Below are 14,180 nucleotides of genomic sequence, written 5' to 3' on the forward strand. Positions count from 1 at the left end.
TTATGCACCTTTACCGTCGCTAAAAATGGCCAGTTCATCCCAGATGGCGTCGATACGCGCCGTCACCTCAGGATCCTTTCTGATTGGGCGACCCCATTCACGCTGGGTTTCGCCGGGCCATTTGTTGGTGGCATCCAGTCCCATTTTTGAGCCAAGGCCGGAAACCGGCGAGGCAAAGTCCAGGTAATCAATCGGCGTGTTTTCAATTAACACCGTATCGCGGGCCGGGTCCATACGCGTGGTAATGGCCCAAATCACGTCGTTCCAGTCGCGGGCGTTGACATCGTCATCGCACACAATCACAAACTTGGTGTACATAAACTGGCGCAAGAATGACCAGACACCCATCATGACGCGTTTTGCGTGGCCTGCGTACTGTTTCTTCATGGTGACCACCGCAAGGCGATAGGAACACCCTTCCGGCGGCAGATAAAAATCGACGATCTCCGGGAACTGCTTTTGCAAAATCGGAACGAACACTTCATTCAGCGCCACACCCAGCACCGCAGGCTCATCTGGCGGCCGACCGGTATAGGTTGAGTGATAGATCGCGTTTTCACGCTGCGTGATATGCGTAACGGTGAAAACCGGGAAGTTGTCGATTTCATTATAGTAACCCGTGTGGTCACCATAGGGCCCTTCCGGCGCCATCTCACCCGGCTCAATATAGCCCTCCAGGACGATTTCCGCACTGGCAGGGACTTCTAAGTCATTTGAGATACACTTAACGACTTCCGTCTTGTTGCCACGCAACAGACCGGCAAACGCATACTCAGACAGCGTATCAGGCACTGGCGTCACCGCCCCCAGTATTGTCGCTGGGTCTGCGCCTAATGCAACAGCAACGGGGAAACGCTCGCCCGGATGCGCTTTACACCACTCCTGAAAATCGAGTGCGCCGCCACGGTGAGATAACCAGCGCATAATCAGCTTATTTTTGCCAATCAGCTGCTGACGATAAATGCCAAGGTTCTGCCGCTCTTTATGCGGCCCACGGGTCACAGTCAGTCCCCAGGTGATAAGGGGTGCCGCATCCTCAGGCCAGCACTGCATAATCGGGATTGTTGTCAGGTCGACATCGTCACCCTGCACCACTTTTTGCTGGCAAGGCGCACCGCGCAGTCGGCGGGTTGGCATGTTGAGGACTTGCTTGAACTGTGGCAGCTTGTCGAAGAGATCGCGAAAGCCTTTTGGCGGCTCCGGCTCTTTCAAAAAAGCCAGTAATTTCCCTACTTCGCGCAACGCGCTGACATCTTCCTGCCCCATCCCTAATGCAACGCGGCGTGGGGTACCGAACAGGTTGCATAAGACAGGCATGGTGTAGCCTTTCGGGTTTTCAAACAGCAACGCCGGGCCACCCGCACGTAGCGTACGGTCAGCAATCTCCGTTATCTCAAGGTGAGGATCAACCGGCAGCGTAATGCGTTTGAGTTCGCCCTGCTGCTCAAGCAGCGTCAGAAAATCGCGTAGATCGTGGTATTTCATGGGGTTTATGCTGGCCTCTTGATTAGCGCTTTATTATACGGTGTTCATCTTCACGTTGCTGTAATTTTGTTAAATTGAGGTGAAATACAACGGGTAATGCGAGCGAGACGTATAATCAACTTAGCCATCGCAGCGTGCATTTGATATTCTTGCATTCCGAACTTCCGGAAAAGAACATTATGCAATCCTGGTATCTACTTTACTGCAAACGAGGCCAGCTTCAGCGCGCCCAGGAACACCTCCAACGCCAGGCGGTAAACTGCCTGACGCCAATGATCGCACTGGAGAAAATGGTCCGCGGTAAACGTACGACAGTCAGCGAACCTCTGTTCCCCAACTATCTGTTTGTGGAATTCGATCCGGAAACCATTCATACCACCACGATTAACGCCACGCGCGGCGTCAGCCACTTCGTTCGCTTTGGCGCCCATCCGGCGCTCGTGCCTTCGACGGTCATTCACCAGCTCTCGCTTTATAAGCCTGACGGGGTGACCGATCCTGAAACACCTTATCCAGGCGACCAGGTCATCATCACCGAAGGGGCACTGGAAGGGCTGCAGGCCATTTTCAAAGAGCCAGACGGCGAAGCACGCTCCATGCTGCTGCTCAACCTGCTGAACAAACAGGTTATGCAGAGCATCAAAAACACCGATTTTAAGAAAGCCTAATCCCAAAAAGCGTCTCGACGTTATTATCGAGAACCTTATCCAGCCACGCCACGTCGTCCCCACGCAGCCCGGCCACACTCTGCAGAATATGCTTAAGATACGCAGGTTCGTTGCGTCTGGATTTGGGCTTCGTCGCGAGATCTCGTGGCAGCAAATAAGGGGCATCCGTTTCCACAAACAGGCGCTCAGCGGGAATATGGGGCAGCACCTCGCGCAGTTCCAGCCCACGACGCTCATCGCAAACCCAGCCGGTTATTCCCAGATACATGCCTCGATCAAGGCAATCCTGCGCCTCACTCAGCGTGCCGGTAAAACAGTGCAAGACCGCGCCAGGCAGCTTGTCGAGCCACGGATCGAGCAGTGTCAAAAAGCGCGAATGGGCATCGCGGCAGTGCAGAAAGACCGGCATTGAAAGTTCCGAGGCCAGCGCCAATTGTGCAACAAACGCCCTCTCCTGCGCCTCAGGCGTCGAGAAATTACGGTTAAAATCGAGGCCGCACTCGCCGATGGCCACCACCTCAGGCAGCGCTGCGAGTTCGCGAATGTTGCTTTCCGTCTCCTGGGTCCAACTGCTGCTGTCATGAGGATGCACGCCGGCGGTGGACCAGCAGTGCGGGTACAGACGCGCAAACTGCTGTGCCTGCTGACTTTCGTGCAAGTTGGTGCCAGTCAGTAACATGCCGCTCAGGTCTGCGGCCTGAGCACGGGCAACCACCTCGTCACGATCGTGGGAAAACTGGGAACTGGTGAGGTTTACGCCAATATCAAACATGCTTCGCTCCATACAACAACCGCCCTGGCGGGCGGTTGAATTTACTCTTCGGTGGACTCTTCTTCATCCTGTTCGCTACGGCGCCCCTTGCCCGTGTAGAAACGCGCAAAGAAGACGCCAACCTCAAACAGGCAGTACATCGGGATGGCCAGCAGCGTCTGGGAGAAGACATCCGGCGGCGTGAGCAGCATGCCGACGACAAACGCCCCCACCAGCACATACGGACGTTTCTGGCGTAAGGATTCCGGCGTCGTTACGCCCATCCAGCACAGCAGCACAATGGCTACCGGCACCTCAAAGGAGACGCCAAAGGCCATAAACAGCGCCATGACGAAGCTGAGATAACTGGCAATATCGGTTGAGACCAGCACTCCTTCCGGCGCCGTGTTGGCTAAAAAACCAAACGCCAGAGGGAAGACCACAAAATAGGCGAATGCCATACCGATATAGAACAGCAGCGAGCTGGAGACCAACAGCGGCACCACCAACCTGCGCTCATGGCGGTAGAGCGCCGGGGCGATAAACGCCCACACCTGGTACAAGACAACCGGCGCAGAGAGAATCAACGACACCATAAAGGTCAGTTTGATCGGCGTGAAAAAGGGCGATGCCACATCGGTCGCGATCATCGTCGCGCCCTGCGGCAGCTGCTTAATCAGCGGCGCGGAGACCAGATGGTAGATGTCGTTCGCGAAGTAAACCAGCGCCAGGAAAATCACCATCACCGCAATGATGCAATTTAGCAGGCGCTTACGCAGCTCAATCAGGTGCGCGATGAGCGGTTGGGTATCATCAACAGCCATGTTCAGAATTTATCACTTGGGGAAGAGGGAATGTTGGAAGCCGGTTTGGTTTCCGCTGTCGGCGTCTCGGTTTTATTCACGTCCACCGCATCAGGGGCTTGTTCCGGCGCGCTGGCCTGATTTTCCGCCGTGGAAGGCGTTACGCCCTCGTGCTGTTCTTCATTGCCTTTCACTATCGGGTTATGGATGGTGTGGGCCTCGTCACTCGATTTTTCCGGATCGTTGGCGGTATAAGAACGCTTCATTGACTCTGCCGCGTGACGCAACTCATCCATCGAGGCTTTGAGCTCCGGCGTCAGGTTTTCCAGACTCGCCTTTTCAACTTTCTTCAGGCTGTCCTGAAACTCTTGCATCTTAAGTTCTTGCGCCAGCTCATTTTGCACCGTGGTGGCAAGAGAGCGCAGGGCTCTGACCCAGCCTGCTACCGTGCGTACCGCAACGGGTAAACGTTGCGGGCCCAGCACCACAAGGCCGATCACGAAGACTAATAAAAGCTCACCGAAACCAATATCAAACACGGATTACACCTGCTCTTTGTCGTGACGCTTTTCGTCTTTTTTCACATCTTCTTGCTTGTCAGCAAGGGATTTAGCCGTGAAATCCGCATCTTCTGCAGACTTATCTTTATCCTGCTTGTCATCGTCACTCATGGCTTTTTTAAAGCCTTTGATTGAAGCACCTAAATCAGAACCGATAGAGCCCAGCTTTTTCGTTCCGAACAGCAGTACGACGATAACTGCGATGATCACTAACTGCCAAATACTGATACCACCCATACACAGTCCTCTGTAAGTGATGATGAAAAAAAACAGGCCTCAGTATATACCCGTCATACTTCAAGTTGCATGTGCGTTGCCGCCTGCCTGCCACGTGAATGAGTCGGGGTATAGGCTACCGGGCCTTCCGGGAGCGAGGTGAAAATTAGCGCGTTTTGCGCCAGCCAATAAGCCAGGCCATCGCACCCGCTGCCATTAACCAACCGGGATTAAGCCCCCATTCCGGGCGATTAATCAGCAATAATGTGCCACTTAGCAACAATGTCGCGCCAATACCGAATAAATAACGCGATTGCCCCTGGCGCACCCGGCTTGTGTGCAATTCAGACGCGATTTTATCAACACTAATCTGTAGTTGCTTGCCATGGCGCAAACTGTTGTAAATCAGTTCAGGAAGTTCTGGCATTTTTTCGATCCAGAACGGCCCTTTTTCTTTCACCGCCCTGACCAGCGCCGGCAGCCCGACCTGATCTTTGATCCAGGTTTCGAGGAAGGGTTTCGCGGTTTTCCACAAATCGAGCTGTGGATAAAGCTGCCGCCCTACCCCTTCAACATACAGCAAGGTCTTCTGCAACAGCACCAGCTGAGGTTGCACTTCCATATTGAAGCGGCGCGCGGTGTTAAACAGATTCAGCAAGACGTGACCAAAGGATATTTCTGCCAGCGGTTTTTCAAAAATCGGTTCGCAGACGGTACGAATAGCAAATTCAAACTCTTCGACGTTGGTGTCCGGCGGAACCCAGCCTGAATCGACGTGCAGTTCGGCAACCTTACGGTAGTCGCGATTGAAGAAAGCGATAAAGTTCTCAGCAAGATAGCGCTTATCTTCTTTGTTCAACGAGCCAACGATGCCGCAATCAATGCCGATATACTGCGGATCTTCCGGGTGCTCGAAGCTGACGAAGATATTGCCGGGGTGCATGTCAGCATGGAAGAAGCTGTCACGGAAGACTTGTGTAAAGAAGACCTGCACGCCACGCTCGGCAAGCAGCTTCATATTGGTCCCGTTTTTTTCCAGCGTCACCACGTCAGAAACCGGGATGCCGTAGATGCGCTCCATGACCATCATATTCTGGCTGCAATAGTCGGAATAGACTTCAGGAACATACAGCATTGAGCTGTTATCAAAGTTGCGGCGCAGCTGAATCGCATTCGCCGCTTCGCGCAGCAGATCCAACTCGTCAATCAGCGTTTTTTCATACTCGCGCACCACTTCCTGCGGACGCAGACGACGCCCATCCGGCAGCAGGCGCGGCACCCAGCCCGCCAGACGATAGATCAGTTTCAAATCGGCTTTAATGATAGGCATGATGTCCGGGCGGATCACCTTAATGACCACCTCTTTGCCATTCTCTTTCAGCCGTGCGGTGTGCACCTGCGCGATGGATGCCGAGGCCAGGGGCTGAATGTCGAAATCATCGAACCAGGCTTCAACAGGCCGATCGCCCATGGCTTTTTCAATCTGCTTTTTGGCAAGATGGCCATCAAAGGGCGCAACCCTGTCCTGCAGCATCGCCAGTTGGTCGGCAATCAGTGGAGGGAAAAGGTCCCGACGCGTGGAGAGCATCTGACCAAATTTAATCCAGACCGGCCCCAGCTCTTGCAAGGCGAGACGCAGGCGCTCGCCCAGTTGTTTCTCTTTGTGCCGATTTGGCATCCAGAATAGCGTTCTTCGCCACAGGCGTAGCGGCAGCGTGATGCGCATTTTGGGGATGAGTTCATCAAGGCCGTAACTCAAAAAAGTCTGGATGATGAAATAGAGGCGCCGAATTTCTCCTGGCGTCATTTGCCCTCCAGTTTATCCATTCGTTTGATTAAGGCGTCGGTCGCACGTTCAACCGCAGCAGTCTCTTCCGCAAGCCAGGCCACTTCCAGCGCACCGGGTGCAAGACGCCACTCTTCGGTAACGACCTCTGCGACATAACGCTGCTGGCGTTTGAAGCCGTGCTGCACAAAAGAGGCCCCCGCCCGCAGCGTTTTCCCGATGCCTTCCGCAGCGACATCCCCGGTATAGGGAGCCAGCAACTCAGCGACATCAAACTCCGCCAGATCCATCAGGGCGACCAGGTTCTGAACCACCTGGATATCACCCTGCACTTCCAGATCGCCGGAGCGAATCAGGGCCGTTAACTGCTGACGATCGCGAAGCGTTGGCAGGACACGCAGACGGGTCACCACCGTGCAGTCGGCCTCGCCTTCCCACTCACCCAGAACATCGACCTGACGCTCACTGAACGCCAGTACAAGCGGTGAGGTGAACTCTTTGAGTTCGACGCGCAGGACTTTTCCCTGCAAACGCTGGCGAGCCGGCTTTAAGGCTTTTTCACGGTAAATAAAGGTGTTGAAAACCCCTTCAATTCCCGCATTCACCAATGGCTTAAAGGGCATATAAACTCCTGTCAGAACTTATAGCCACGATGCAGCGCAACCACACCCGCCGTCAGGTTGTAGTAATCCACGTTTTCAAAACCTGCGCCCTGCATCATCGCTTTCAGGGTTTCCTGATCGGGGTGCATGCGGATGGATTCAGCCAGATAGCGATAGCTTTCGGCATCGCTGGCAACCAACTGACCAATGCGCGGCAACACATGGAAAGAGTAGGCGTCGTAGACTTTACTCAGCGGCTCAATAACAGGCTTGGAGAATTCCAGCACCAGTAAACGACCGCCCGGTTTCAGTACGCGGTACATCGACTTCAGCGCTTTCTCTTTTTCGGTGACATTACGCAGGCCGAACGAGATGGTGATGCAATCAAAGGTGTTATCGGGGAATGGCAAGGCTTCGGCATTGGCCTGCACATATTCCACGTTGCCGATGATGCCAATGTTGCGCAGCTTTTCACGCCCCATCTTCAGCATGGAGTCGTTGATATCTGCCAGCACGACCTGACCCGTTTCACCAACCAGACGGGAGAATTTTGCCGTCAAATCACCGGTGCCGCCCGCCAGGTCGAGCACTTTCTGCCCACGGCGTACGCCACTACAGTCAATGGTGAAGCGTTTCCATAAACGATGGATGCCCATGGACATCAAATCATTCATCACATCATATTTCGAGGCGACCGAGTGGAACACGTGTGCCACCATATCGGCCTTCTGATCTTTGGCGACGGTCTGAAAACCAAAATGCGTCGTCTCGTTTGAATCTTCCGCCATCTTAGTGCCTGCTATTGAAGAAAATGTTCGTGAAGTGTAACAGATTGGGCGAGATTGCCCTACGTTTCAACCTTAGCGAGATATGTCGGTTTGCAGAGGAAATAAGAACAATAAGGAATGAATACCGTGCGTTAATGATGAACGGTAAAAGGCGTATCTTCACCTCGCGTACACCACTTCCAGATTTATCGCGCCCTCAAAAGACAAAAAGGCCGAACAGGTCGGCCTTAGGTGCAGGTTAGCAGAATTAGATTAAACGGCGCGCCGCTTCAACGACGATTTTCACCGCGTGGCTTTCGGTCTGCTTCATGGTTTCCGCGTTCGGAATTTCCTGCTGGGTACGGTTGACGATAACCCCGGCAACCATACCGGCGCGCAGGCCCTGGCTGGCGCACATGGTCAGCAGGGTGGCGGATTCCATTTCATAGTTCATCACGCCCATTGCCTGCCACTCTTCCATTGAGCCTTTAAAGCGGCTCACGACGCGGCCGGAGAAGGTATCGTAACGCTCCTGGCCCGGATAGAAGGTGTCGGAAGAGGCGGTAACACCGATATGGGTGGTCGCACCGATAGATTTCGCCGCTTCAACCAGCGCGGTAGTACATTCAAAATCCGCCACCGCTGGGTATTCCATTGGCGCAAAGTGCAGGCTGGCACCGTCGAGGCGGACAGAAGCGGTCGTCACCAGAACATCGCCAACATTAATGTGCGGCTGAATGGCGCCGGTGGTACCAATGCGCAGGAAGGTACGGATGCCCAACTGGGCCAGTTCTTCCACGGCAATAGAGGTAGATGGGCCACCGATACCGGTAGAGCAGACGATAACCGCTTTACCGTCAAGCTCAGCGCGCCAGGTGGTAAATTCACGGTGAGATGCCAGTTTAACCGGCTTATCCATCAGCGCGGCGATCTTTTCCACACGCTCCGGATCGCCAGGGACGATAGCCAGGGTAGCCCCTTGTAAATCGTTTTTGGTGAGGCCGAGATGAAAAACATCAGACTTGGACATACAGACTCCTCTGTGGTCAGGTTTAGTCAGAAGAAGCAAAAAGATACTTTACAGAAGAGATGCAGAAAATTTCGTGACTGAGATCGCCATGAAGAAATTTGTTTGCATAACATTTCCATAAAATAGTGATGCGCATCACATTAACATATTCACTCTTGCAACCCTGCTCCAAAGATAGCCTTTTTCTCACAGGAAGGTTTGCGCCTGAGCGGACTATAGTTACCTAAGCGCTAATAGCTAAATAAAAGGTATGGAGAAAGCCATGACAACCAACACCCTGCCGGGCTACGCCCCCGCGGCTTCACCTCATGCGTCCACAACATTGCACACCCCGGAAGACGCTATCATCGCCGGCGAAACCACGATCCCAAGCCAGGGCGACAGTATGCCTGCGTACCATGCGCGGCCTAAAAATGCCTCAGGCGATCTGCCGGTAGTGCTGGTCATTCAGGAAATTTTTGGCGTACATGAACACATTCGCGACCTCTGCCGTCGCCTTGCCCAGGAAGGCTACCTGGCCGTCGCCCCGGAGCTCTATTTTCGCCAGGGCGATCCCAATGATTTTGCCGATATCCAGACGCTTTACGACGGGCTGGTGACGAAAGTGCCGGATGCACAGGTGCTGGCCGATCTCGATCACGTTGCCAATTGGGCGGCACGCAACGGCGGTGATGCTCAGCGTCTGCTGGCGACCGGTTTTTGCTGGGGAGGAAGAATTGCCTGGCTTTATGCCGCACACAATCCGCAGCTTAAAGCGGCGGTCGCCTGGTACGGCAAGCTGGTGGGGCAAAAATCCCTGAACTCACCCAAGCACCCCGTGGATATCGCCGTCGACCTTAGCGCGCCGGTATTGGGTCTGTATGGCGCACTGGATAATTCTATTCCTCAGGACACCATCGAGACCATGCGCCAGGCATTGCGCGCCGCCAATGCCCATGCGGAAATCGTCGTCTACCCGGATGCCGGGCATGCGTTTAATGCCGATTACCGCCCCAGCTACCATGAGGAATCGGCCAAAGATGGCTGGCAGCGCATGCTGGACTGGTTTGCGAAATCAGGCGGCGTGCCTCGCGACAACTCAGCGGCGTAACCCGCAGCACGTCTTATGTTTTTTACCGCTGCCGCAAGGACAAACGTCGTTGCGGCAGCGGTGGGTGGCGTCATTGTCGCCAGGGTGCTAATGAAGCCTCGGAAAGCGGGACTATCTGCCACTCTTCTTCGGTTTTACCTGGTGATATCCACATCGGCACCACATTGCCCACGCGATCGCCATAGGGCGTACCGCTGGCGTAGTAGCGGATAACGCGAAAGACGCCAGAGTGCGCAACGATAAGCGGCATCTCGTATTTTTCGAGCAGGCTATTCAGGGCATCCGTGACGCGGGTCGTGAAGACCTCCCAGCTCTCTCCCCACGGCGGCGTACTTTCATAAGGCGGCAGCTCGGCGATGGGGTGATTTTCAAGCAGGCCCCAGTCACGTTCGCGCAGGCCGTCCAGGGTCTCATATTGCACACCCGGCAAGGCCAGTTCGAGGGTATGACGGGCACGTTGTAGCGAACTCACGCCCACCCCGCTCCAGGTCCGTGAGCGAAGTAACGGACCGGCGGCCAGCGCCTGTTTTTCTCCCTCTTCGGTTAACGGCACATCCGTGCGTCCACCAATTAATTTATCGCGATTCAACGGCGTTTCACCGTGACGAACAAAGACAAATGGCTTACATATCAGTGACATTAATCAATTCCAGAATAGCTTTGCATCATAATCTCGCACTGTAGCGTTTGCTGCCAGTGCCCGATATCGTCGATCGGTGTAAACAGCGGGAACAGCTTACGGCAATCCAGCATGGCGACCAGCGCCTGTAAACTTTGCCGGGTCGGATGCACATTCCAGCGGCAGAAATCCACGTCACCGTTACGCCACTGTTGGTGGGCTACGCGGTTGAGGTAGCCTGTAAACAGCGTCCGATGATGAAAATCGTCACGGGCGCGCAGCTCACCGGCCATCCCGCTTTGACCGTCGGGATCGGCGGCAAACAGAACCTTCACCTGGGGCGAAAACGGCGGGAGCGTCTGCAGTAACTGGCGCAATTCCCCCATGATATCTGGCCGTAAGCTGCCATCGTTGTGTTCCACCATCTGCCGAAGCATCGCCAGGCAAGGGCCATCCAGCGCGATATCCTGGTGGCCAAACCTGGCCAACAGCAACGCCAGTTCTACGGCTCGCCCGGAAGGCGGTACCGGACAAAGTGTAGGAAGAGAGAATAGGGTGTGCAATTTATCCCACTGTTCAGCCTGGGAGACCTCGTACAAACCGTAAGAGGCATCCAGTAGCGCGACCTGCGCAGGGGGCGGAGTGTCAAAGTGGAACAGCGCCGACTCCATGCTGACATCGCCGCTGTAAAAAATGCCGCCCGCGATGTTGAGATGAAACCACACACCACCGAGCGCATGCCCGCAGCTGCCTGTCGTCACGATGATGTCCCCAAGCTGGAACTGGCCGCGTACGGGAATAATGTGCACATTTGTGCCCGGCGGTAATGCCTGGGCAGTGATCGCCGTACAGTAAACGGGGATCGCTGACGGCAGACGCGCCAGCCCGGCAATATGATCCACATGATCGTGACTCAGCAACACGGCATCCATGTTATCTGGCACTGACCAAAGGGAGGCGTCAGGATCCAGCGCGCCACCGGCGTCGAGTAAAATACGCTGTTGTGCCGTGGTAATCAGGATCGCCGCCGGGGCTTTACTGTTCAGCCCGCTGATAACGTCAATATTTACCGTCACGCCGCCTCCAGCCGCCAGCCCTGCAACAGGCGAATACCCGTGCGTTGCTGCTCGCGCAGCGGCGAATGGTGGAAGGCGCTCAACGTTTGCCCGTCCTGCAGACGCAGCGCCAGCAAATAGCGCTCACCCTGGAAAATGCAGCTCTCCACCGTTGCAGCCAGGCCATTTTCGGTGACCTGAACATGCTCAGGGCGAATCAGCACCTGTTGGCGCGGCCCGTCGTTGCCGGACGCCAGGCCATTGTGCAACTGGATGCTGTCGAGATCCTGCACATCGCCATGACCGGCCAGCGAAACAATATTGCCCTTGCCGATAAAACCCGCCACCCAGGCGTTGTCCGGGTGCTGATAGAGCGTCTGCGGTGCGCCCCACTGCATCAGCTCCCCTTTGTTCATCACCGCAATATGGCTCGCCAGCGCCATCGCTTCGGCCTGATCGTGGGTGACATACACAAAGGTTGCCCCGGTGCGACGATGAAAATCGCGGAAAGTCTGTTCCATGGTGGCACGCAGATGTCTGTCGAGGTTGGCCAGCGGTTCATCCAGCAGCACCACCTGCGGCTCCGATACCAGACAGCGGGCCAGCGCCACACGCTGTCGTTGCCCCCCGCTCAGCTCCTGCGGTGAACGGTCGGCATACGCCCCCAGTTCCACCACCTCTAAGGCGTCCATGACCTGCTTCTGCCGCGCCGCGCCCTGCACTTTGCGCAGCTTGAGCGGGTAACCGACGTTTTCCGCCACCGTCATATGCGGCCATAAGGCGTAGGATTGAAAGACCATGCCCATGTCGCGGGTCTCCGGCGGCATATGGACGCGCGCGTCGGCCAGCAGGCGGTCGCCGAGGGTTAAACGCCCTGAAGAGAGATGTTCCAGCCCGGCCAGAATGCGCAGCGTGGTGGTTTTCCCGCAGCCGCTCGGTCCGAGCAGGGCCGTAAAGGCCCCTTCGGGAATGGTCAGATCCAGGTCCCGTACCACGAACTGATCGCCAAATGCCTTACATAACCGTTCCAGTTTCAGTTCTGCCACGGAATCACTCCTTTGGGTAAATACTTGCCGAGGTAGCTCAGCAGCAGCATGACGCCCGCCACCAGGGTGACCACCAGCACCGAAATCGCCGAGGCCAGCACTTTGTTGCCGCTCTCATCCAGGTTGAAAATCACCACGCCGATGGTCTCTTTGCCCGCACTCCACAGCAGGGCCGACACCGTCAGTTCGTTTACCGCCGTCAGGAAAACCAGCAGCGCACCGGCAAATGCAGCGGGGGCCAGCAGCGGCAGGACGATATGTCGCAAACGTTGGGAGAAGCTGGCGCCCGCCAGACTGGCCGCCTCTTCCATCGCCGGATCGAGCTGCAGCATGCTGTTATGCACGGGCTTCAGACACACCGTGAGGAAACGGGCGAGATAGGCGAGGAAGATGAGGGTCAGCGTGCCGCTGAGGCTAATCCCCACCAGCGGCAGCGGGCGGGCAAACAGCAGGATGAAGGCAATCGCCAGCACCACGCCGGGCAGCGTATAAGGGATGTCGATGACGCTGTACAGCCAGCGCAGCGGACGGCTGGGATAACGCACCAGCAGCCATGCCAGCGGCAGGCAGATCAGCATCAACGCCAGTGCAGCACTGACTGACAGCGTCACACTGTTAGTCAGTGCTCGCCAGGTTGCGCTTTGATCGTCAAAAATGGCGCGCCAGGCTGAAAACGTCAGCGTGTCCATATTCAGCGGCACGCCAAGCGTTGGCACCAGCGACGTGACCAGCAGCGCCAGCAACGGAGCCAGCAGAATGGCAAACAGCACCGCGCTTAACAGCAGTTCTGTTGCCAGTCGCCACCGGCCCAGTTCAAAACTCAGCGCGCGCCCCGCCATACCAATCAGCGGCAGGGCATAGCGCCGTTGCATACGCCCTTGCAGGGTGACAATACCGATGGCCAGCACCCCCATCAGCACCGACAACGCCGCCACATCGTTGAGCATCGACGGGCCAAAGCTTGAGAGCGTCTGGTAAATCTGAATTGGCAGAACAAAGTAAGAGATGGGAATACCGAGCATCGCCGGGATGCCGAAGTTCCCCAGGGCAGAGACAAACGCAATGGCGGCACCTGCCCACAGCGCGGTGCGGCACAGCGGCAGTACGATGTCGAGAAACACCCGCCATAGCGAAGCACCGTTCAGGCGAGCGGCTTCAATTTGCTCTTTCGGCAGGCATTGCAGTTGGGTGCGCAGCGCCAGAAACACCAGCGGCGCATGCTGGATACCCAGCAACAGCGCAATGCCTTCCGGCGAATACAGGGGATTGGGGCTACCAAACGCCGGAGCAAGCCCAATGCTGTTAAGTAAAATGCTGCTTGGCCCGAACAGTTGCAGCCAGCTCAGAGCGGTCACCTGCGGGGGGATCATCATCGGCAGCATAAACAGGAACACCCAAATCTGCTTGCCGCGAATGTTGGTCAGCGCCAGGCAGAAGGCAAACAGGCTACCCAGAATCAGCGACAGCAAGGTGCCAAGTCCGCTGGTGTAGAGGCTGTTATAGAGCGCAACCCAGGTGGAATGATTACTGAGCACGCGCCACAGGCTGCTGTTGCTGCCCTGCTGCCAGTCGAAGAGTGCGGAGATCAGTAACCTGAGGCTTGGGAGCAAACTTAACAGCGCAAGCAGACAGAGTAAAAGCCACAGCAACCCCTTCGGGGGGCTGCTGCTGGCGGGCGGGCGTAGGGTCATTGCAGTCATGA

Annotated in this window: 15 protein-coding genes; 2 read left to right on the plus strand and 13 right to left on the minus strand. The window is 55.9% G+C overall.

The genetic code is table 11. From position 1 onward, the window contains the following. Positions 1-1,494, minus strand: coding sequence for a 4-hydroxy-3-polyprenylbenzoate decarboxylase (gene ubiD / locus ACUY4Q_RS22905; RefSeq protein WP_458047425.1), 1,494 nt, complete (start codon positions 1,492-1,494; stop codon positions 1-3). Positions 1,495-1,664: 170 nt separating this feature from the next. On the opposite strand from ubiD, the gene rfaH reads away from it, so the two are divergent. Then, entirely contained in the window at positions 1,665-2,153 is a 489-nt protein-coding gene (gene rfaH / locus ACUY4Q_RS22910; protein ID WP_458044921.1) for a transcription/translation regulatory transformer protein RfaH, read from the plus strand. Here rfaH and tatD read toward each other — a convergent pair. The 8 genes from tatD to udp all read right to left on the minus strand — a co-directional run bounded on the left by tatD (position 2,140) and on the right by udp (position 8,668). After that, complete coding sequence (tatD, locus tag ACUY4Q_RS22915) at positions 2,140-2,925, minus strand: 3'-5' ssDNA/RNA exonuclease TatD (protein ID WP_458044922.1); 786 nt, start codon at positions 2,923-2,925, stop codon at positions 2,140-2,142. The two genes, rfaH and tatD, sit on opposite strands and share 14 nt — an antisense overlap. A 41-nt stretch (positions 2,926-2,966) precedes the next feature. Next, a complete protein-coding gene (gene tatC, locus ACUY4Q_RS22920; protein ID WP_458044923.1) occupies positions 2,967-3,728 on the minus strand; it encodes a Sec-independent protein translocase subunit TatC in 762 nt (253 codons plus the stop codon). A 2-nt stretch (positions 3,729-3,730) separates the two neighbouring features. Beyond that, on the minus strand, positions 3,731-4,246 hold the full coding sequence (tatB, locus tag ACUY4Q_RS22925) for a Sec-independent protein translocase protein TatB (RefSeq protein WP_458044924.1): 516 nt from the start codon (positions 4,244-4,246) through the stop codon (positions 3,731-3,733). 3 nt (positions 4,247-4,249) lie between these two features. After that, entirely contained in the window at positions 4,250-4,504 is a 255-nt protein-coding gene (gene tatA / locus ACUY4Q_RS22930) for a Sec-independent protein translocase subunit TatA (RefSeq protein WP_458044925.1), read from the minus strand. Between the two features lie 145 nt (positions 4,505-4,649). Continuing rightward, positions 4,650-6,290, minus strand: coding sequence for a ubiquinone biosynthesis regulatory protein kinase UbiB (ubiB, locus tag ACUY4Q_RS22935; RefSeq protein ID WP_458044926.1), 1,641 nt, complete (start codon positions 6,288-6,290; stop codon positions 4,650-4,652). Next, positions 6,287-6,892, minus strand: a complete 606-nt coding sequence (gene ubiJ / locus ACUY4Q_RS22940; protein WP_458044927.1) for a ubiquinone biosynthesis protein UbiJ — start codon at positions 6,890-6,892, stop codon at positions 6,287-6,289. The genes ubiB and ubiJ overlap by 4 nt, the downstream gene beginning before the upstream one ends. Before the next feature lie 11 nt (positions 6,893-6,903). Beyond that, positions 6,904-7,659, minus strand: a complete 756-nt coding sequence (ubiE, locus tag ACUY4Q_RS22945) for a bifunctional demethylmenaquinone methyltransferase/2-methoxy-6-polyprenyl-1,4-benzoquinol methylase UbiE (RefSeq protein ID WP_458044928.1) — start codon at positions 7,657-7,659, stop codon at positions 6,904-6,906. Positions 7,660-7,906: 247 nt separating this feature from the next. After that, positions 7,907-8,668, minus strand: coding sequence for a uridine phosphorylase (udp, locus tag ACUY4Q_RS22950; RefSeq protein ID WP_458044929.1), 762 nt, complete (start codon positions 8,666-8,668; stop codon positions 7,907-7,909). Between the two features lie 262 nt (positions 8,669-8,930). Here udp and ACUY4Q_RS22955 point away from each other — a divergent pair, with 262 nt between their 5' ends. Further along, complete coding sequence (locus ACUY4Q_RS22955) at positions 8,931-9,758, plus strand: dienelactone hydrolase family protein (RefSeq protein WP_458044930.1); 828 nt, start codon at positions 8,931-8,933, stop codon at positions 9,756-9,758. Positions 9,759-9,828: 70 nt separating this feature from the next. Here the strand turns inward: ACUY4Q_RS22955 and ACUY4Q_RS22960 are convergent, their stop codons facing one another. From ACUY4Q_RS22960 to ACUY4Q_RS22975, 4 genes are read right to left on the minus strand one after another with little or no spacing between them, the layout of a single operon-like run. Further along, positions 9,829-10,398 (minus strand): histidine phosphatase family protein, encoded by a 570-nt coding sequence (locus tag ACUY4Q_RS22960; protein WP_458044931.1) that lies wholly within the window; start codon positions 10,396-10,398, stop codon positions 9,829-9,831. Beyond that, positions 10,398-11,453, minus strand: coding sequence for an MBL fold metallo-hydrolase (locus ACUY4Q_RS22965; RefSeq protein WP_458044932.1), 1,056 nt, complete (start codon positions 11,451-11,453; stop codon positions 10,398-10,400). Before ACUY4Q_RS22965 ends, ACUY4Q_RS22960 begins: the two co-directional genes overlap by 1 nt. Beyond that, positions 11,450-12,478, minus strand: a complete 1,029-nt coding sequence (locus tag ACUY4Q_RS22970; RefSeq protein WP_458044933.1) for an ABC transporter ATP-binding protein — start codon at positions 12,476-12,478, stop codon at positions 11,450-11,452. The genes ACUY4Q_RS22965 and ACUY4Q_RS22970 overlap by 4 nt, the downstream gene beginning before the upstream one ends. Beyond that, a complete protein-coding gene (locus ACUY4Q_RS22975; RefSeq protein ID WP_458044934.1) occupies positions 12,466-14,178 on the minus strand; it encodes an ABC transporter permease in 1,713 nt (570 codons plus the stop codon). Before ACUY4Q_RS22975 ends, ACUY4Q_RS22970 begins: the two co-directional genes overlap by 13 nt. Positions 14,179-14,180: the final 2 nt, after the last annotated feature.

Source organism: Phytobacter cepae (genome assembly GCF_054165735.1).

Coding starts and splice junctions, on each gene's coding strand:
- tatA (WP_458044925.1), bottom strand. CDS start 4,504: ATGGGTGGTATCAGTATTTGGCAGTTAGTGATCATCGCAGTTATCGTC.
- ubiE (WP_458044928.1), bottom strand. CDS start 7,659: ATGGCGGAAGATTCAAACGAGACGACGCATTTTGGTTTTCAGACCGTC.
- udp (WP_458044929.1), bottom strand. CDS start 8,668: ATGTCCAAGTCTGATGTTTTTCATCTCGGCCTCACCAAAAACGATTTA.
- ACUY4Q_RS22960 (WP_458044931.1), bottom strand. CDS start 10,398: ATGTCACTGATATGTAAGCCATTTGTCTTTGTTCGTCACGGTGAAACG.
- ACUY4Q_RS22975 (WP_458044934.1), bottom strand. CDS start 14,178: ATGACTGCAATGACCCTACGCCCGCCCGCCAGCAGCAGCCCCCCGAAG.
- tatC (WP_458044923.1), bottom strand. CDS start 3,728: ATGGCTGTTGATGATACCCAACCGCTCATCGCGCACCTGATTGAGCTG.
- tatD (WP_458044922.1), bottom strand. CDS start 2,925: ATGTTTGATATTGGCGTAAACCTCACCAGTTCCCAGTTTTCCCACGAT.
- ubiJ (WP_458044927.1), bottom strand. CDS start 6,892: ATGCCCTTTAAGCCATTGGTGAATGCGGGAATTGAAGGGGTTTTCAAC.
- ACUY4Q_RS22955 (WP_458044930.1), top strand. CDS start 8,931: ATGACAACCAACACCCTGCCGGGCTACGCCCCCGCGGCTTCACCTCAT.
- rfaH (WP_458044921.1), top strand. CDS start 1,665: ATGCAATCCTGGTATCTACTTTACTGCAAACGAGGCCAGCTTCAGCGC.
- ubiB (WP_458044926.1), bottom strand. CDS start 6,290: ATGACGCCAGGAGAAATTCGGCGCCTCTATTTCATCATCCAGACTTTT.